At 62.4% G+C, this 18,199-nt stretch carries 17 protein-coding genes; 8 read left to right on the top strand and 9 right to left on the bottom strand.

Annotated elements, in window-relative coordinates; all coding sequences use genetic code 11:
* Nucleotides 1-77: 77 nt before the first annotated feature.
* Nucleotides 78-1,949 carry a putative bifunctional diguanylate cyclase/phosphodiesterase gene (locus tag BLV09_RS22560; RefSeq protein WP_146688953.1) on the bottom strand — a complete coding sequence of 624 codons (1,872 nt, stop codon included), beginning with the start codon at nucleotides 1,947-1,949 and terminating at the stop codon, nucleotides 78-80.
* A 159-nt stretch (nucleotides 1,950-2,108) separates the two neighbouring features.
* Nucleotides 2,109-3,767: an FAD-binding dehydrogenase gene (locus BLV09_RS22555; protein WP_146688952.1), complete on the bottom strand. Its 1,659-nt coding sequence runs from the start codon at nucleotides 3,765-3,767 to the stop codon at nucleotides 2,109-2,111.
* Nucleotides 3,768-4,048: 281 nt separating this feature from the next.
* On the opposite strand from BLV09_RS22555, the gene BLV09_RS22550 reads away from it, so the two are divergent.
* The 6 genes from BLV09_RS22550 to BLV09_RS22525 all read left to right on the top strand — a co-directional run bounded on the left by BLV09_RS22550 (nucleotide 4,049) and on the right by BLV09_RS22525 (nucleotide 9,453).
* Nucleotides 4,049-4,585, top strand: a complete 537-nt coding sequence (locus BLV09_RS22550) for a hypothetical protein (RefSeq protein WP_146688951.1) — start codon at nucleotides 4,049-4,051, stop codon at nucleotides 4,583-4,585.
* Nucleotides 4,586-4,773: 188 nt separating this feature from the next.
* The gene (locus BLV09_RS22545) at nucleotides 4,774-4,965 is read left to right on the top strand and encodes a hypothetical protein (protein WP_146688950.1); all 192 of its coding nucleotides are present in this window, start codon (nucleotides 4,774-4,776) and stop codon (nucleotides 4,963-4,965) included.
* 22 nt (nucleotides 4,966-4,987) lie between these two features.
* The gene (locus tag BLV09_RS22540; RefSeq protein WP_146688949.1) at nucleotides 4,988-5,578 is read left to right on the top strand and encodes an SCO family protein; all 591 of its coding nucleotides are present in this window, start codon (nucleotides 4,988-4,990) and stop codon (nucleotides 5,576-5,578) included.
* Between the two features lie 91 nt (nucleotides 5,579-5,669).
* The gene (locus BLV09_RS22535; protein ID WP_167558854.1) at nucleotides 5,670-6,644 is read left to right on the top strand and encodes a transporter substrate-binding domain-containing protein; all 975 of its coding nucleotides are present in this window, start codon (nucleotides 5,670-5,672) and stop codon (nucleotides 6,642-6,644) included.
* 118 nt (nucleotides 6,645-6,762) lie between these two features.
* Nucleotides 6,763-8,403 (top strand): lysine--tRNA ligase, encoded by a 1,641-nt coding sequence (locus BLV09_RS22530; protein ID WP_146688948.1) that lies wholly within the window; start codon nucleotides 6,763-6,765, stop codon nucleotides 8,401-8,403.
* A gap of 267 nt (nucleotides 8,404-8,670) precedes the next feature.
* Nucleotides 8,671-9,453: a class II aldolase/adducin family protein gene (locus BLV09_RS22525; RefSeq protein ID WP_244548791.1), complete on the top strand. Its 783-nt coding sequence runs from the start codon at nucleotides 8,671-8,673 to the stop codon at nucleotides 9,451-9,453.
* Between the two features lie 104 nt (nucleotides 9,454-9,557).
* On the opposite strand, the gene BLV09_RS22520 is transcribed toward BLV09_RS22525, so the two are convergent.
* Both BLV09_RS22520 and BLV09_RS22515 read right to left on the bottom strand, forming a co-directional pair.
* Nucleotides 9,558-10,067 carry a mismatch-specific DNA-glycosylase gene (locus BLV09_RS22520; protein WP_146688946.1) on the bottom strand — a complete coding sequence of 170 codons (510 nt, stop codon included), beginning with the start codon at nucleotides 10,065-10,067 and terminating at the stop codon, nucleotides 9,558-9,560.
* 9 nt (nucleotides 10,068-10,076) lie between these two features.
* Nucleotides 10,077-10,730, bottom strand: coding sequence for a S24 family peptidase (locus BLV09_RS22515; protein WP_146688945.1), 654 nt, complete (start codon nucleotides 10,728-10,730; stop codon nucleotides 10,077-10,079).
* Nucleotides 10,731-10,906: 176 nt separating this feature from the next.
* On the opposite strand from BLV09_RS22515, the gene BLV09_RS22510 reads away from it, so the two are divergent.
* Nucleotides 10,907-11,251 carry a DUF952 domain-containing protein gene (locus BLV09_RS22510; protein ID WP_146688944.1) on the top strand — a complete coding sequence of 115 codons (345 nt, stop codon included), beginning with the start codon at nucleotides 10,907-10,909 and terminating at the stop codon, nucleotides 11,249-11,251.
* Nucleotides 11,248-12,342 (top strand): quinone-dependent dihydroorotate dehydrogenase, encoded by a 1,095-nt coding sequence (locus BLV09_RS22505; RefSeq protein ID WP_100384521.1) that lies wholly within the window; start codon nucleotides 11,248-11,250, stop codon nucleotides 12,340-12,342. Before BLV09_RS22510 ends, BLV09_RS22505 begins: the two co-directional genes overlap by 4 nt.
* 63 nt (nucleotides 12,343-12,405) lie before the next feature.
* On the opposite strand, the gene BLV09_RS22500 is transcribed toward BLV09_RS22505, so the two are convergent.
* From BLV09_RS22500 to BLV09_RS22480, 5 genes are all read right to left on the bottom strand, one after another.
* Nucleotides 12,406-13,662 carry an MATE family efflux transporter gene (locus BLV09_RS22500; protein WP_146691246.1) on the bottom strand — a complete coding sequence of 419 codons (1,257 nt, stop codon included), beginning with the start codon at nucleotides 13,660-13,662 and terminating at the stop codon, nucleotides 12,406-12,408.
* A gap of 288 nt (nucleotides 13,663-13,950) precedes the next feature.
* On the bottom strand, nucleotides 13,951-14,685 hold the full coding sequence (locus tag BLV09_RS22495; RefSeq protein WP_146688943.1) for an MBL fold metallo-hydrolase: 735 nt from the start codon (nucleotides 14,683-14,685) through the stop codon (nucleotides 13,951-13,953).
* 21 nt (nucleotides 14,686-14,706) lie between these two features.
* Complete coding sequence (locus BLV09_RS22490) at nucleotides 14,707-15,009, bottom strand: DUF6460 domain-containing protein (RefSeq protein WP_146688942.1); 303 nt, start codon at nucleotides 15,007-15,009, stop codon at nucleotides 14,707-14,709.
* A gap of 132 nt (nucleotides 15,010-15,141) precedes the next feature.
* Nucleotides 15,142-17,028, bottom strand: coding sequence for an ATP-dependent DNA ligase (locus tag BLV09_RS22485; RefSeq protein ID WP_146688941.1), 1,887 nt, complete (start codon nucleotides 17,026-17,028; stop codon nucleotides 15,142-15,144).
* Nucleotides 17,025-18,065 (bottom strand): ligase-associated DNA damage response exonuclease, encoded by a 1,041-nt coding sequence (locus BLV09_RS22480; RefSeq protein WP_146691245.1) that lies wholly within the window; start codon nucleotides 18,063-18,065, stop codon nucleotides 17,025-17,027. The genes BLV09_RS22485 and BLV09_RS22480 overlap by 4 nt, the downstream gene beginning before the upstream one ends.
* Between the last annotated feature and the right edge of the window lie 134 nt (nucleotides 18,066-18,199).

Genomic DNA, 18,199 nt, shown 5'->3' with positions numbered 1-18,199 from the left:
AAATGGCGGTGTTTGCTGTCGGGAAGCCGCGCGGCGCCGAAAAACCCGCGGTCAACGCCGCCTCTCCGCGTCGCGGATCAGGCGAAGATCGGAGCGCCGTCGAGGAACGGTAGTCCTGCAACCAGGCCCAGGGAAGCGTCGATCTGCTCCGGCGGCATCGGACGGGCGAACAGGAATCCCTGCAGCAGATCGCAGCCCAGCTCCTGGAGCAGGAGGTGGTGATTGGCGGTTTCCACGCCTTCGACCGCGACCCGGAGCCCGCATGCCTGGGCAAGGGCGATCATGCCGCCGAGAATCTCCCGCTGCTTGTCGTGCTGCATCAGAAAGCTGCGGTCGATCTTGACGACGTCGCAGGACAACCGGTGCAGATAGCCAAGGTTGGCGTAACCCGAACCGAAATCATCCAGCCATAGCTCGACGCCGAGCTGCTTCAGTCCACGCAAGCAGTTCTGAATGGTATCGGAACTTTCGAGCAGCAGGCCTTCCGTCAGTTCGAGCACGAGGCGATTGGCCGGCAGTCCGGTCTCCGCCAGAATGCGCTCGACCGTCGCCACCAAAGCGGGCTGTGACAGATTGAGCGGCGAAAGATTGACGCTGACCTGAACGGGCTCGCGCCAGCGCGCCGCCTCCCGGCAAGCGTTCAACAATACCCACTCCGTCAATGGTCCGATGAAGCCGCTTTCTTCCGCCGCGGGGATGAATTCGGCGGGAGAAACGCTGCCCCGGACCGGGTCCGTCCAGCGGGCCAGCGCTTCGAATGCGATCGGCCGGCGGGTCATCGAATCGTAGATCGGCTGGTAGCAAAGATGAAGGTGACCGTCGTGAAGGGCGGCGCGAAGATCGTTTGCGAGCGCGGCAACCTTGCGCAGTTCCTCGATGGCAGGAGACAGGCTTCGCCCTTTGCGAATCGCTGAAGATTCCTGCGGCGATCCGGAGGTGAAGCGTTCGAGCTGATCGTCATAAAGCCGGGGGATGCCAAGTCCGCTGTGCTTTGCGGCATAGAGCGCCTTGTCGGCAAGCAGCATCAAGGCGTCGGCTTCGGTCGCATGTTCGGGCGCGCAGGCAATGCCGATGCTGACGCCGATATGGGCTTCTCCGAATGCGCCAAGCGAATGGGTTCCGCTCAGCGCTGACGTGACGCGCTGCGCGGTCTTGACGGCTTCGGCGGCGGAAGCGTTTGGCAGAACGATCGCAAATTCGTCGCCGCCCAGTCGCGCCGCGGTGTCGTCCTTGCGGACGCATTTCAATAATCGCGTCGCGACCTCTTGCAGCAGTGCGTCTCCTGCCGCGTGGCCGAGCCGGTCATTCACGTCCTTGAAGCCGTCGAGATCGAGGCAGAGCAGGGCGCAGGAGACGCCATCGTTGGCTTTCTTCAGCGCATCGTCCAGGCGGGCGTTGAACAGCAGGCGATTGGGGAGTTGCGTCAAGCCATCATGCTGGGCGAGGAATTCGATCTGCGCCTCGGCGCGTCGGCGCTCGGTAATGTCTTCGTAGGTGCAGACCCATCCGCCATCATCGAGCGGCTGATGATAGATCGCGATCAACCGCCCGTCGCCGAGCTCCTGCAGGAACGTGCCTTTCTCCCGCTTGTCGATGAAAGCCTTTCGTGCGGAATAGATATCGTCAACGCTTCGCCCCGGATAATTGCCGATCGCGCAGCTGTCGGCGAGAATGTCGTACAGGCGCATGCCCGTACGAAGCCTGGACATCGGCTGATTGTAAATCTTGCAGAACTGCTCGTTGACCAGCTCGAGCCTGTCTTGCGCATCATAGAGGCAGATGCCCTGCGGCATCGTGGCGATGGCATGCTCGAAACGCTGTCGGAAGGCGCCGGGGCGCGCCAGCCGCCAGGACAGGTCGTAGCGAATAGCAGCGAGCACCTGCGCAAGCCGGCGGCGGCCGGCAGGCGAAGCAGGCAGGCGCTCCACAATGCGACGCCACAAACTCACAATTTCACTCGTAATCGAATACGCTGAAGTGCCGCAACTGGACCACAAGAGTCTGAGAACAATGTTAAGAAGCCACGGCTCCGGCCGACGACGCCCCGGGTTCTCGCATCAGCGTTAGCGTTTCGTCGACGCCGATACGGATCAAGCGGTTGCTGTTTTTTAACCTACCGCTTTCGCCGCGGCGCGCCCGGCGTTGCGTCCAGAAAACAGGCAACCGCCCAGAAAAGTGCCTTCCAGTGAACGATAGCCGTGCATGCCGCCACCGCCGAAGCCGGCCGCTTCGCCGGCAGCATAAAGCCCCGGCATGATCTTGCCGTCGCGGCCGAACACCCGCGCATCGAGATCGGTCTCGAAACCGCCGAGGGTCTTGCGGGTCAGGATATTGAGTTTTACCGCGATCAGGGGGCCGTGCGCGGGATCGAGAATCCGGTGCGGCCTCGCGGTACGGATCAGCCGGTCGCCGATATATTTTCGCGCGTTATGGATGTTCATCACCTGCGTATCCTTGACGTAAGGATTTGATATTTCGCGGTCGCGCGCCTCGATCTGGGCCTTCAGGGGTTCGAGCTGCAATAAATCGCTGCCGGCAAGCGCATTCATGCCGGCGACGAGGTCGGCGAGATTGTCACGCACCACGAAATCAATGCCGTGGGTCTTGAACGCCTCCACTGGTCCCGGCGCGCCCTTGTTGGTGGCGCGCTTGGCCGTCATCAGCCAGCTTTTGCCGGTAAGGTCGGGGTTCTGCTCCGAGCCCGACAGCGCAAACTCTTTCTTGATGATGCTTTGGGTCAGCACGAACCACGAATAATCATGGCCGGTGCGCATGATGTATTGCAGCTGGCCGAGCGTGTCGGAGCCGGGAAACAGCGGCGAGGGCAGGCGCGTACCGGTGGCGTCGAACCACATCGACGATGGTCCGGGCAGTATGCGTATGCCGTGGCCCGGCCAGATCGGATCCCAGTTCCGAATGCCCTCCACGTAGTGCCACATCCGGTCACGGTTGATGAGCCGTGCGCCGGCCGCTTCGGTGATGCCGATCATTCGGCCGTCGACATGTTCGGGCACACCAGAGATCATGTTGCCGGGCGCTTCACCCAGGCGCTTGGGCCAGTTCTGCCGGACCAGGTCATGGTTGCCGCCGATGCCGCCGGAAGCGACGATGACAGCCTGGGCGCGCAGCGCGAAATCGCCGATGGCCTTGCGCGAACTGCTTTTTCCGCGCTCGACATCGTCAGGCTCCAGGATCGAACCCGTGATGCCGTCGACGGTCCCATTGGTGATCGTGAGCGCATCGACGCGGTGGCGGAAATGGAACGTCAGGTAGCCGCTCGCTTGCGCTTCACGTGCGCGCCGTTCGAACGGTTCGACCACGCCGGGGCCGGTGCCCCAGCTCACATGAAACCTCGGCACCGAATTGCCGTGGCTCATCGCATCGTAGCCGCCGCGTTCGGCCCAACCGACCACGGGAAAGATCCGGTGGCCCATCGCCCGCAGCCACCCGCGTTTCTCGCCCGCCGCGAAGCCGACGTAAGCTTCCGCCCAGCGCTTCGGCCACAGGTCTTCATCGCGGTCGAAGCCTGCCGATCCCATCCAGTCCTGTAACGCCAGATCGTAGCTGTCTTTGATACCGAGCCGGCGCTGTTCCGGCGTGCCCACCAGAAACAATCCGCCCAGCGACCAGAAGGCTTGGCCGCCGAGGCTTTGTTCGCCCTCCTGCTCGACCACGATGACGCGTTTACCTGCGTCGGCAATTTCAGTCGCGGCGACGAGCCCCGCCAATCCGCCGCCGACCACGATTACATCTGCATCATCAGCCATCGTTGCGTTCCCCAAAGCCCTTTAAACGATTGAAGCCTGTGGTGTTATTGGCGGTCAACGATAAACGGTTGCTCGATCGGCGGTCGCGCCCGCTAACCGAACGTTTGCTTGTTCCGGTTGGGACCTTGGCGAACAATGTGCAGCCGTCGCGCAACACTTAACTTGAATTTGTTTTGAAGGAGCGTTGGCATCTGGACAAAATCACGATCTGGCAACACGCTCACGATGCATCACGCAAGACCACCGGATTTGGATTCGACAGGTTTGAATTGGGGCTGGGCATGAAGTTCACGACGGGGTTGCTCGCGGTGGTTGTGTTGCTGGCGAACATTGGGGCGAGCCATGCGGTGGTTCGGATCGGCGAGGACCGTGGCGGCCGGATCGGCACCTATGTCGACAGGTATCAAGATCTGCGCAGCTCAGGCCAGAGCGTGATCATCGATGGTCTGTGCGCCTCGGCCTGCACGATCGTTCTGGGCGCGGTTCCCCACGACAAGATTTGCGTGACGTCTCATGCCAACCTCGGGTTCCATGCGGCGTGGGACTTCGGCGCCAATGGCCGCGCGGTCACCAATGCCGAGGCGACCCAGATGCTGTATTCGATGTACCCCTCGGCGATAAGACACTGGATCGCCGCCCATGGCGGGTTGACCCCGCACATGCTTTTCCTGCGCGGCAAGCAGTTGCAGGCGCTGTATCGCCCCTGCTATCTCGACGCCCAGGCTTCCACGACAAAGGACACCGGCGTTGCGCAGGGCCCGCTGCCGAAAAGTGGAATACCGGCTTTCGGCAAAGATCGTGGCCAAACAAAACGATAAACCGGCTGGTATGATTCAGCGAAGCTGAAGCAAAGACCTCTAGCCCCGGTTTTCACCTCAGCATGACGTGATCGGCGGTGCCCCCGTGGCGCTTGCCCGGCAAGGTGGCTGGCCTTATTTGAATATGGCTTTCCGGTGGACGGCGGTAACGCCGTGTCATCCAGGCCTGTTCATCCAGACGGTCGCGCATGGCTCAGCCCGTTTCCGCCCAGCATGAAATGCCCTCGACGCTCCGGTCCCGGAAGGTGGCCTCGGCGATCGCGGTGGGCGGCGCGGTTCTCGGCGCGGTCGTCCTGTTCGGCGCGTTGGCGCTGTGGTTCCATTATGGGACAGCGGTTTTCTTCGAAATGATCGCGGCCGGCATCAACGCCTGCTTCTGATCGGCACATTAGGAATTTCAGGATGGATCGGACTACCCGCCCGCTGGTCATTGTCGGAGCATTCGCCGGAAGCCTTGTCGTCGGGCTGCTGCTGATGCTGTGGGCGCTCGGCGGATTGCGAACTGTGGCAGCCCCTGCCGCAATCGGCGGACCTTTCCAGCTCACCGACCAGGCCGGTCAAACCGTGACCGAGAAGAACATGCAGGGACGGCCGACATTGATCTTCTTCGGCTTTACCCATTGCCCCGACGTATGTCCGACCGAATTGTTCGAGATTTCGCAGGTGCTGCAGGCGATGGGCACGGACGCCGACCGCGTTAACGCCTATTTCGTCTCGGTCGACCCCGAGCGGGACACCAGGGCGGCCATGAAGGATTATTTGTCGAGTTTCGATCCGCATCTGAAGGGCTTGACAGGCGATCCCGCGGCGGTGGCGAAAATAATCTCCGATTACCGGGTTTATGCCAAGAAAGTGCCGCTCAAGGACGGCGACTACACCATGGATCATACCGCGCTGATCTATCTGATGGATCGCGAAGGCAAGTTCGTATCGCCGTTCAATCTCAAGCGGACCCCCGAGGAAGCCGCGGCGGACCTCAAACACTACCTCTGAAGCCCGGCGCTGCACGGCTGGCGCCGTCGAACGCATTCGCGTTATCGGCCGGATGGTCTATAAGGCCGTCCACTCCAAAAAACCGTCGGCGATGCCACTAAAATCAATCATTTCATCGGGCAACGACAGATTGCCAAGCGCCATCCGCACCTTGCTGGCCGCGGCCGGATTGTCGGCCGGGCTTGTGCTGGCAGCACCTTCCGGCGCCGTGGCACAGGCGCAACCCGTTGCCAAACCCGCTCCCAGTTCCTCTCCCAATTCCGCCCCCAATTCCTTGGCCAAGCCCGGGGTGGAAGCCGCGCCGCAGATGGTGCCCGGTTTTTGGGATCCGCGGCGACGGCCGGAGCGGCCGGATCTGTCCCGCCTCACGGTGATCCGGTTTCTGACCGAAACCGACTATCCGCCTTTTAATTTCACCGGCGCAGACGGCAATCCCGCCGGCTTCAATGTCGATCTGGCGCGCGCGCTTTGCGACGAGATCAAGGTCAGCTGCACGATCCAGATGCGGCGGTTCGAGACGCTGATCGATGCGATCACGAGCAACAAGGGCGATGCCATCATTGCCTCGCTGGCAGTGACGCCGCAGTTGCGGGCGCGCGTCGATTTCACCGACCCGTATTATCGGGCGCCGGCACGTTTCGTGTCCCGGCGCGACGCGGTCATGCGGGAGGTTCGCCCGGAGTTTCTCGAGGGCAAGAAGGTCGGCGTCATCGCCGGTTCGGCGCATGAGGCCTATCTCAAGGCGATGTTCACCGACGCCGAATTGCACTCCTTTCCCAACGATGACGCGCTGCGTTCGGCGCTGCGCCGTGGCGAGGTCGATTTCATTTTTGGCGACGCGATCTCGCTGGCGTTCTGGATCAATGGCACCGATTCCGACAATTGCTGCGCCTTCTCGGGCGGGCCGTTCGTCGAGAGCCGCTATTTCGGCGAGGGCGTCGGCATCGCCGTGCGCAAGGGTAACGACCTGTTGCGGCAGGCGCTGAACTGGGCGCTGTTTCGGGTCTGGGAAAAAGGCCGCTACACCGATCTTTGGCTGCACTACTTTTCGGTCAGCCCGTTTTAGGATCTCAGACTCCGTTATTCCGGGTTCGATGCTTCGCATCTTCCCGGAATGACAGCAGCAGCAATTTTGCGTTTTTGTGCGGACAGGTTAGTTTCCGCGCCCTGGAGACCCATCTAAGATGTCCACGATTGAACTAGCCGTTAGTCCGGGCGACCTGCGCGCGCTCGCCGAACAATCCAACGCCTGGCCGTTCGAACAGGCGAAGCAGATTGTCGCGCGGCTGAAGAAACAGCCAAAGGACGAGGTGCTGTTCGAGACCGGCTATGGTCCCTCGGGCCTGCCGCATATCGGCACTTTCGGCGAAGTCGCGCGCACCACCATGGTGCGCCATGCCTTTCGCGTGCTCACCGAGGACAAGATCAGGACGCGGCTGCTGGCATTTTCCGATGACATGGATGGCCTGCGCAAGGTGCCGGACAATGTGCCGAACAAGGAGATGCTGGAGCAGCATCTCGGCCAGCCGCTGACGCGCGTGCCCGATCCGTTCGGCACCCACGCAAGCTTCGGCGCGCACAACAATGCGCGGCTGCGCGCCTTTCTCGACACGTTCGGGTTCGATTACGAGTTCGCAAGCTCGACCGAGTATTACACGTCCGGAAAATTCGACGTCGCACTGCTTCGGATGCTGGAGCGGCTCGACCCGGTCATGAAGATCATGCTGCCGAGCTTGCGCGAGGAGCGCGCGGCGAGCTATTCGCCCTTCCTGCCGATCTGTCCGCGCACCGGCGTGGTGCTGTATGTGCCGGTCACGGCCCATGATGCGAAGGCCGGCACGATCTCCTATGAGGATCCGCAGACCAAGGAGAGCGTGACGCTTCCGGTGACCGGCGGGCATTGCAAGCTGCAATGGAAGCCGGACTGGGCGATGCGCTGGTTCGCGCTCGGCGTCGATTATGAAATGGCAGGCAAGGATCTGATCGATTCGGTCAAGCTCTCGGGCAAGATCTGCAGCGCGCTCGGTGGCATGCCGCCGGAAGGCTTCAATTACGAGCTGTTCCTCGACGAGCAAGGTCAGAAGATTTCCAAGTCGAAGGGCAACGGCCTCACTATCGACGAATGGCTGCGCTATGCCTCGCCGGAATCGTTGTCGCTGTTCATGTATCGCGAGCCGAAGGCGGCGAAGCGGCTGCACTTTGATGTGATCCCGCGCAACGTCGATGACTACCAGCAGTTCCTCGAAGGTTTTCCGCGGCAGGACGGCCGGCAGCGATTGGCTAATCCGGTCTGGCACATTCACGCCGGCCATCCGCCTGCGGCCGACATGCCCGTCACGTTCCAGTTGCTGCTGACGCTGGTGTCGTCGTCGAATGCGGAGAATGCCGAGACCTTGTGGGGTTTCATTGGACGCTATCGTCCCGGCGTCACGCCGCAAACCCATCCGAAGCTCGACGACATGGTCGGCTACGCCATCAACTATTATCGCGACTTCGTGGCGCCGACCAAAAAATTCCGCGAGCCGACCGACATCGAGCGCGTCGCGCTGCAGGACCTGCGCGATGCGCTGTCGCAACTGGCGGCGGGATCGTCAGCCGAGGATATCCAGAACGTGGTCTATGAGATCGGCCGTCGCGAGCCGTTTCTCGATCCCGTCAAGAAGGGCAAGGATGGCCGGCCGGGCGTCTCGCTCGACTGGTTCAACATGCTCTATCAGGTGCTGCTCGGCCAGGAGAAGGGTCCGCGCTTCGGTTCGTTCGTCGCGGTCTACGGCTTGCCGAACGCGGTAACGATGATCGACGGCGCGCTGGCGCGATCGGCGTAAATTCTCTGCGAAAGCAGGGACCCAACCACCGATATTTGTTGCGACATCGGGCTGGGGCCGCAGCCCTCGCAAGGACGCGAGTCTGTGGTTTTGGGTCCCGGCTCGAGGCCGGGACGACGCTGGAGGGAGCTTGGGTACGGCTCCGCGCCGCAAATTGGGATGGGAGGCCCGCTGCAATTTCAGCGGTGTCCATTCCAGATTACGCTACAATCCCCCTCATAACCGTCCAAGCCTCCGTCGAGGGGCAGGCAACATTGGAGGATGCTCATGCAGTTCAGGGTTTCGCCGAACACGCTTGCGGAGAGTAGCGCTGAGGAATGGCAGGCGCGGGTCGACCTGGCGGCTGCACACCGGCTGGCCTTCATGCATGGCTTCAATGAAGGCATCTTCAATCATTTGACCTTCGTGGTGCCGGGCCGCAGCGATCGCTACTACCAGATTCCGTTCGGGATGCACTGGTCCGAAGTCACGGCTTCGTCCTTCATGGAAGTCGGCATCGACGATGGCGCGGTCAAGCGTGGCGAGGGCGAAGTCGAGCGCTCCTGCTATTGCATCCATGCGCCGATCCACAAGGCGCTGCCGCAGGCCAAGGCGGTGTTTCACACCCATATGCCCTATGCGAGTGCGCTCACGCGTCTCGAAGACCCGCGCATCAAGGAGATCGGCCAGACCGAAGTCGGGATGTCGGGCCAGATCGCCTATGACGACGAATATACCGGCCCTGCGCTTGATCCCGCCGAAGGCGCGCGCCTCGCGAGGGTCATCGGCGACAAGACGGTGCTGTTCATGGCCAATCACGGCATCAGCACGGTCGGCGAAACCGTCGCCGATGCGTATGACCGGCTTTATTACATCGAGCGCGCCGCCCAGGTTCAGATCTACGCGATGTGGACGGGGCAGCCACTGAAGCAACTCCCTGATGCCGTGGTCGAGAAGACCAAGCGGGATATCGGCGGCAATCATTTGTACAACGGGCCGACCCCGGCGCAGCGGCACTTCGATGCCTTGAAGCGCATTCTCGACCGCAAGGAGCCGGACTACGCGACTTAGCTCGATCGTTGCGTTTTGCCGAATGCGTCATGCGCGGGCCTGACCCGCGCATCCATCCCGCTTCGTTAAAAGCTTTTTATTTTTGGCGTTGAAGGCAGCTCGTTTTATCTTCGCTGCGATCTGACTTTGTCGGCAAACTGGTGCCAGATTTCCGGCCGCCAGCTTCCATTGGCCGCGCCCGATGTCGAAGGCAGTATCCAGATTCGGGTCTGATCGAGCCATTCCGGCTGCTCGCCGTAATCCCGTTTGCCGCCCAGAAACGCCTGTCCTGCGGTCTTGCTGGTGAACGCGAGGAATCTGGGGCGGCTCCCGGCGATCGACGCGCGCAAACGCTCGCGCGCGACCTTCCGGAGCCTGGATAAAGGGATCTGATGATCCATTCCCGAATGTGTCTTCACCAGGTCGGTGAGGCCAATCCGATAATGGAGAAGGTCGCGGAATTGATGAGGCTGCAATTTTTTCGGAGTGAGTCCGGTCTCATGCAGAATTGTCCAGAATTTGTTCTGCGTGTGTGCATAATAGGCTGACGCTTTCGCGGACGCCGTGCTCGCTGCGGTTCCGCAGAGGACGATGTGAAGAGCTTCGCCCAACAGGTCGTGCAGAACGTCCGGCAATGGCCTGTCCTATTGTTTCGCCCACACGATCCTTGCAATCCACGCGACATCGGCGGCCGCGAGCGTGCGGTCGGCGTGGGCTGGATCCAGCGATTGCAGCTCCAGCGTTTTGGCGGTGCGGCGTTTCAGTTCGCGGATCGTGAGTTCGCCATCCCTGGTTTTCACCACCACGCGGTCGCCGCGCCGGATCGTCGTCGCGGGCGAAACCAGGATGATGTCGCCATCGCGATAGGCGGGCCGCATCGAATCGCCGGAAATTTCCAGCGCGAAGGCATGCTCGTCGTCGAGCGATGGCAGGTCCACCTCGTCCCAGTTCTTGCCAGCCGGGAAACCACGATCGTCGAAAGCGTCGTCGGCCCGCGCCTGGGCGAGACCCAGCAGCGGAACCGCTTGCGCAGTCGGTACAGTATCGCCGATCAATTGCACGAATAGATCGATGGAGTTGTCGGTAGCGGCGAGCGCCTTGGCCACCGATTCGGTCGAAGGCCAGCGTTCGCGGCCGTCGGACGTGATGCGTTTGGATTTGTTGAAGGTCGTGGGATCGAGTCCCGATTTCTTCGCAAGGCCCGAGGCAGACAGTCCGGCGCGCCCGGCCAGCCGATCGAGCGCGGTCCAGACCTGCGCGTGGGTCAGCGTTCGCGGTGCTTTTGGCGGTTTTGCCATCGCTCGAGCTGAATCAGGATTTAGGAATTATTACCTCAGTAGACCGGTTTCCACCCTTAGGCGCAAGAGCCTGAACGCGACGCTTGAGTTAAGGCAACGCCGCCGATACGGTCGCGACGGGTTCGGAATTCCCGGAAAATGCCAAGAGACTCAACGAGAAACAGGACGCTCGGCAAGTGCGCAGGATCTACAAAATCTGTCCCGCTTCGGCCTGGCGCGAGGCCGAGCTGCAAGGGATGTACCGCGGCAGCGCCGACGATATGCGTGACGGCTTCATCCATTTCTCTGCGGCATCGCAGGTCGCGGGGACGGCCAGAAAGCATTTCTTCGGCCAGACCGGGCTGCTGCTGATCCAGGTCGATGCCGATGCGCTGGGAGACGCGCTGCGGTGGGAGCGCTCGCGCAATGACGAGTTGTTTCCGCATCTCTACGGCGAGCTCGGTCTTGGTGCGGTCACCGTCGTGCTCGATATGCCCACAAGGTCCGATGGATCTCACGACATTCCGGAGCTAGCGCCGTGATCCGCGCCTTCGATACCTTCTCGTTGCCGCTGTTGCGCTGGTTCGATCCGGAAGACGCGCATCGTCTGGCGATCCAGGGCCTGCGGCTGCTGCCGCCGGTGCGGCTGCGGCCGGACGACCCGAAACTGGCGGTGCGGGCTTTTGGATTGAATTTTCCCAATCCGATCGGCATGGCGGCCGGCTTTGATAAAAGCGCTGAGGTGCCCGATGCGCTGCTGCGGCTGGGTTTCGGGTTTGTCGAGATCGGCTCGGTGACGCCGAAGCCGCAAGCCGGCAATCCGCGGCCGCGGCTGTTTCGCCTGGAGCGCGACGAGGCCGTGATCAACCGCATGGGCTTCAACAATGACGGCGCCGAAGCGGTGCTGCGGCGGCTCGCCGGTCGCGCGCATCTCGGCGGCATCGTCGGTGTCAATGTCGGCGCCAACAAGGATGCCGCAGACCGCGCCGCCGATTATGTGAAACTGATCGAGACCTTCGCGCCGGTCGCAAGCTATTTCACCGTCAACGTGTCGTCGCCGAATACGCCGGGCTTGCGCAATCTGCAGCAGGCGGCGGCGCTCGACGATCTCCTGGCGAGGGTGATCGATGCGCGCGAACGCGTGCGGGAGAAGGCCGGCGATTCGCCGGTGCTGCTCAAGATCGCGCCGGATTTGAGCCTGGCCGAACTCGACGATGTCGTTCATGTCGCGCGTTCGCGCCGCGTCGACGGCATGATCGTGGCGAACACCACGCTGGCGCGGCCCTCGACCTTGCGCGAGCAGGCCCGCGCCGCAGAGCAGGGTGGATTATCGGGACGGCCGCTGTTTCGGCTGTCGACGCGGATGGTGGCGGAAACCTATGTGCGGGCCGAGGGCGCGTTTCCATTGATTGGCGTCGGCGGCATCGATACCGGTGGCGCCGCGCTGACGAAGATCCGCGCCGGCGCCAGCCTGATCCAGCTTTATTCGTCGCTGATCTACAAGGGCCTTGGCCTCGTCGAAGACATCAAGAACGATCTGTCGTCGACCTTGCTGCGCACCGGGCGGGATTCCCTGTCCGAGATCGTCGGCGCGGATGCGGCGACAATCACGGCCGAGGATTGGCCGGTATAATGGACAGCGTGATCCCGAAAAGTGGCGACCGGTTTTCGGAAGAGATCACGCTCAAACAAAAAACTACCGGAAAGTGGCTCTGAAAAGCGCCGGATAGCGCAACGCTTCCAGGCCGCCGCGCGCGGCATAGTGCACCAACAACGCGCCCCACAGCCCGGCATTACCGAACGAGCGCAGCGCGAACCACGCAGTGAGAAAGATCACGAGCGACAGCACCATCAGATTGCGCATGTCGCGCGCCCAGGTTGCGCCGATATAAACGCCGTCAAAGGCGAAGGCGAAAACACCAAGCAGCGGGGCAAGGATCGCGAACGTCAAATAGAGGCGCGCACCATGGCGGACGTCTTCACTGGCGGTCATGATATTGATCAATGTCGGACCGAACAGCGCGAATACCGCGGTCACTCCCAGCGCAAACGCAAATCCCCAGAAGATGACGAGCCGCGTCGCGCTCGAAAATCCAACTCGGTCGCGCGCGCCATAGGCTCGGCCGCAAAGCTGCTCGGCCGCGTTGGCGAGGCCATCGAGGAAGAAGGCGCTGATCAGCAGGAAGTTGTTGAGCACGGCATTGGCGGCAAGGGTCACGTCGCCGGCGCGTGCGCCTTGCGCGGTGAAGAACAGGAACGCCGATATCAGCGCGGCGGTGCGGATCATGATATCGCGGTTGACCGCGAGCATGCGCATCAGCTTGGCGCGATCGAGCAGCGTGGCGCGCGGCACCGCCAATCGCCCAAGCGAAAGACGCCGTGCGATCAGAACGCCGATCACGAGGCCGGTCGCTTCCGCGATGACGGCGGCGATCGCCGCACCGGCAATCCCCGTGTCGAACACCAGCACGAGCAGCATCGTCGCAACCATATTGATGACGTTGATGGCAATCTGCACGCTCAGCGCCAGCGTGGCGCGGGCCTGTCCGATCAGCCAGCCCAGCACGACGTAATTGGCCAGCGCCAGCGGCGCGGACCAGATCCGGATGGTGAAGTAGGTCTTGGCGGCGCGCGTAACGCCTGCGCTGCCGCCCATGGCGCCGAACAAGATGGCCGCAAGCGGTATTTGAAGCGCGATCAGACCCGCGCCGATCAAGGCGGCAACGATAAAACCGCGCACCAGGATCGCCCGCACTTCCTGCATTTCACCCGATCCAAGCGACTGCGCCGTGAAGGCAACCGTGCTCATGCGCAGGAAGGCAAACAGCCAGAACATGCAATCGAACAGCACCGACGCCATCGCCACGCCGCCGAGCAAGGTGGCGTCGCCCAGCCGCCCGATCGCCGTGGTCGAGACGATGCCGATCAGCGGTGTCGTCAGGTTTGCAACCATGGCAGGACCGGCGATGGTGAAAACCTGCGCGGTCGTGACTTTGGAAGCAGGGCGCAAGGGGCGTAATTCCACGCTGTTCAAAGCCCCCAGCGAAATGGTTTTTGATTGAATAGGTCTGTCGGTGGGTTCGATTCACCTCTCCCCGGCGGGGAGAGGTCGATTTGCGCAGCAAATCGGGTGAGGGGGCGCTGGACTAACGATAGACCGTGCCCCCTCGGCCTAACCTTCTCCCGACGGGAGAGGGAGCACACTTTGTCGTCGCTACAGCTCGACCTCATTTCATCATGTTCAGAGTTCGACGACCATACCGTCGCTTGCGGCCGTGTAGGACAGGGAATCCAGCCGCCTCAGCATGTCGTCGCTCATATGGGTGAGAATCAGCCGCTTCGGCCTGATCTCGGCGAGATGCGACTCAAGCGTTGCCAGGCTGAGATGGTTTTTCACGATCCTGTCGTAATAATAAGCTTCCGCGATGAACAGATCGGCCTCGCGCGCCAAGGGTATCAGCGTCTCCGTCCATTCGGTGTCGGCGCTGTAGGCGATGACGCGCCCCTCGGCCTCGATACGATAGGCGAGAAATGGACCGCCGGAGTCGCCGTGGACGACCGGATAGGGCGTGACCTTCACAGCGCCAAACTCGCGCGTTTCCTCCGGCCGCAATGTGACGACCGACAGATCGAATTTCTGCTTTGTCCGGGATGAATTCTCGAACAGCGCTTCCATCACCTGCGGCAGCTTCGTCTCGATCCCTTCCGGTCCTGCGATGACGAGCGGACGGGTGCGGCGGCTGAATTGGGCGTCAAGCAGCAGGAAAGGCAGGCCCGCGAAATGATCACCATGAAAATGCGTGATCAAAACCAGATCGATCTCATCGCGCGAGATATCGTGCCGTTTCAGCGCGGGCAGCGAGGATGCGCCGCAATCGATCAGGAAATTGACGCGATCGCCGGTGACGTGAAAGCAGGTATTGTTGCGGCCGCCGGAACCGAACGCGTCGCCGCAGCCGATAAATCGCAATTGCATCGGCTGCTACTGCCTCACAAATTATCGGGCGCGCGGCGCGCCGAACAGCCGCGAGAGCAGCCAGAGCGGAATCACGATTACGGCGCCGAGCAGGAAGTAGCGCCATAGCCCGTTGATCGCATCAAAGCCCAGATCCCATATCCGCCGAAACAGCAGGCGGATGCTGTTGACGATATTCCAGGGGTCGAAACCGATCGCGGCAAGCACCACGCCGACCAGGATCGACATCAGGATCAGCCGAAATGCCACGGCGAGCGGCGAACCGCCGAAAAAGCGGTAGATCCCGTCATTGGCCGCCGGCAATTCCCTGGTGTCATTGGGCATCGATGATCTCCTGCGCGGATTCAACCGCCATCCTATAGCGTTTTCCAGCGAAGTGGATACCGGTTCGCGTGAAGAAAACGCGTCAAATCAAAGCTTGTGGCAGAAGGCAGATGGGGAACCTGTTTGTCGCCGTCAATGCCCGCTGACTGTCGCCGCGGCCGCAATCGCCAGATCCGCTTTCAGCATCCGCTCCAGCGTCTCCAGCCGGTCGGCCTCGCGTGGCGGCTTGTCCCAGCGCAGCCGGCTGATGCGCGGAAACCGCATCGCCACCCCGGATTTGTGCCGTGGCGAGCGCGCCAGTCCCTCAAACGCAACTTCCAGGACCAGTCCCTGATCCGGCTCGTGCACCACATGCCGGACGGGGCCGAATTTCTCGGTGGTGTTGCGGCGGACGAAGCGGTCGATCTGCAGCAGCTCCTCGTCCGTAAAGCCGAAATAGGCCTTGCCGACCGGCACCAGCTGTTCGCCATCCTCGCCCGATGTCCAAACCCCGAACGTATAGTCGGAATAATAGGACGAGCGCTTGCCGTGGCCGCGCTGGGCGTACATCAGCACGGCATCGATGATGTGCGGGTCGCGTTTCCACTTCCACCATTGGCCTTTCGGGCGGCCCGGCAGATAGGGCGCGTCGCGGCGCTTCAGCATCACGCCCTCAACCGCCTCGGCATCTTCGTCCGCGCCCGCGCTGGCGGGATCGGCGCGCGCGGATTTCAGCGCGTCCCAGCTATCGAAGGGAATCGTGGGCGAGAGATCGACCTTCGCGTCGTCGAGCTTCGTGACGAAGGCCTCAAGCCGCGCGCGGCGCTCGGCAAAGGGCAGTTCGCGCAGATCGGTATCGCCGTCGCTGAGCAAATCGTAGGCGCGCAGATGGATCGGATAATCCTTGATCAGTTTCGGCGATACCACTTTGCGGTTCAGGCGCTGCTGCAAGACGTTGAAGGTCTGCACCCGGCCGTCGCGCAGCACCAATAATTCGCCATCGACTGCACCTGATAGATGCAGCGACGGTAACAGATCGGGAAAGCTTTTGGTGATGTCTTCGCCGCTGCGCGAATAAAGCCGTGCCAGCATGTGGCCGCGCTCGTCGCGGCCGCTGACCGCCTGCACGCGAATGCCGTCCCATTTCCATTCCGCGACATAGTCGGAAGCGTCGAGATTGGCGAAATCCGTGTCCTCTATCGCATGCGCCAGCATCACCGGACGGAACGGTGCCGGATCGCGATTGATCGGCTTTTCCGCGCGACCCTCCAGCCATGCAAACAGATCGAGATAGGGTGGCGCGAGCCCGGGCCACATCAGCTCGATGTCGTGCGGATCCTTGTCGCCGAGGGCTGCGGCCGCGGTTTTCGCCAGCCGCGCCGAGATGCCGATCCGCATCGCTCCGGTGACGAGTTTCAACAGCGCCCAGCGGCCGGTCTCGTCGAGCTCGTCGAGCCAGCGCGCGAGCTGTTTGGGCAGCTCGGTCTTGCCGAGGGTGCGAAGCGTGGTGACGACGTCGGTGAGCGTTGGGGGCGGGGGATTGTTGTGGAGGTTTTGCGGGTGCAGGCCGTTGTTGGCACTGCCCGCATGGTATCCCCCTCCCTGACCCTCCCCCGCAAGGGGGGAGGGAACGGAGCGAATCGTTGCCGCGTCGGCTGTTGATTTTTTACGAACTGATTGCTCAGGACTCGGTCCAGCTCCCTCCCCCCTTGCGGGGGAGGGTTGGGGAGGGGGGTAGCCCGGAAAAGGCTTGTCGTGATTGACCTCCGGCTTCGGCCACATCAGCGCAACCGTCTCCGAGAGATCGCCGACATAATCATAGGAGAGCGCGAACAATACGGGATCGGTACGTGCCGCGATCAGGTCGCGGATCAGTCCGGGCTTGGCGTGCTTGAACGACAGCGCGCCGGTGAGCGCTGCCAGCGCGTAGCCGCGATCGGGATCTTCGACCTCGCGGAAATAATTTGTAATCAGCCGCAGCTTGTTGTTGCGGCCGGGCTCGTAGGCGAGGCGATCGAGCAGTTCGGCGAAGCGGTTCATGCCTCGGCGTCCTCACCGGCGGGCAGCGTTTCGCTTTCCTCCTCGTCGCCATAGCCGACGAGATCGAGCGGACGCGCGGCGAGGCCGCGGGTCTTGCACCAATGCACCAGCGCATCTTCCTGGCCATGGGTCACCCAGACTTCACCGGCGCCGGTGGCGTCGATCGTTGCGGTCAATCCGTCCCAGTCGGCATGATCGGAAATCACCAGCGGCAGTTCGACGCCACGCTGCCGGGCGCGGGCGCGCACCCGCATCCAGCCCGAGGCAAAGGCCGTGACCGGATCGGGAAACCGCCGCGTCCAGATGTCCGAGGTGGCCGAGGGCGGCGCCAGCGTGATGGTGCCGGCAAGATCGGCCTTCTTCATGCCCTTGACCGGGCGCAGATCGCCGAGCGCCACGCCGTGGCTCTCGTAATAGCGCGTGATCTTCTCCATCGCGCCGTGCAGGTAGATCGGCGCGTCGTAACCCGCCGTGCGAAGCAGCGCGATCACGCGCTGGGCTTTGCCGAGCGAATAGGCGCCGACCAGATGCGCGCGCTCGGGAAACAGCGCCACCGACGCCAGCAGCTTCTTTACTTCGTCAGCCGCGTCGCCGTGGCGAAACACCGGCAGGCCGAAGGTTGCCTCGGTGATGAAGACGTCGCAGGGCACCACTTCGAACGGCGTACAGGTCGGATCGGGCGCATCCTTGTAATCGCCGGACGCGACAACGCAGGTGTCCTTGCAGGAGACCGCGATCTGCGCCGAGCCCAGCACGTGACCGGCGGGATGGAATTTGACGGTGACGTCGCCGAGCCGGATCTCCTCGCCATAGGCGATGGCTTGCGTGCTGCTGGCGAAATTGTCGCCATAGCGCAGCCGCATCATGTCGAGGGTTTCCTGCGTCGCCAGTACCGCGCCGTGACCCGATCGGGCGTGGTCGGAATGGCCGTGCGTAATGACGGCACGTTCGACCGGCCGCACCGGATCGATGTGAAAGCCGCCAGGCTTGCAGCACAGCCCGGCAGCAACCGGCATCAGGATGTCTTGCGGGCGCATATTGGCTATATAGGCGGTGTCGCGGCGATTTATACCTGCCCCCACCGGGGAGAGGTCGCCGCGCCGAAGCGTAGCGAAGGTGTGGCGGGTGAGGGGGTCTTGCTTCATCGAGAGATCCCAGCCCTCACCCGGTG

This window comes from Bradyrhizobium canariense (genome assembly GCF_900105125.1).
GTDB classification, from domain to species: Bacteria; Pseudomonadota; Alphaproteobacteria; order Rhizobiales; family Xanthobacteraceae; genus Bradyrhizobium; species Bradyrhizobium canariense_A.
The sequence above is the reverse complement of the archived record's forward strand: the minus strand, read 5'-3'. Positions and strand labels throughout refer to the sequence as shown.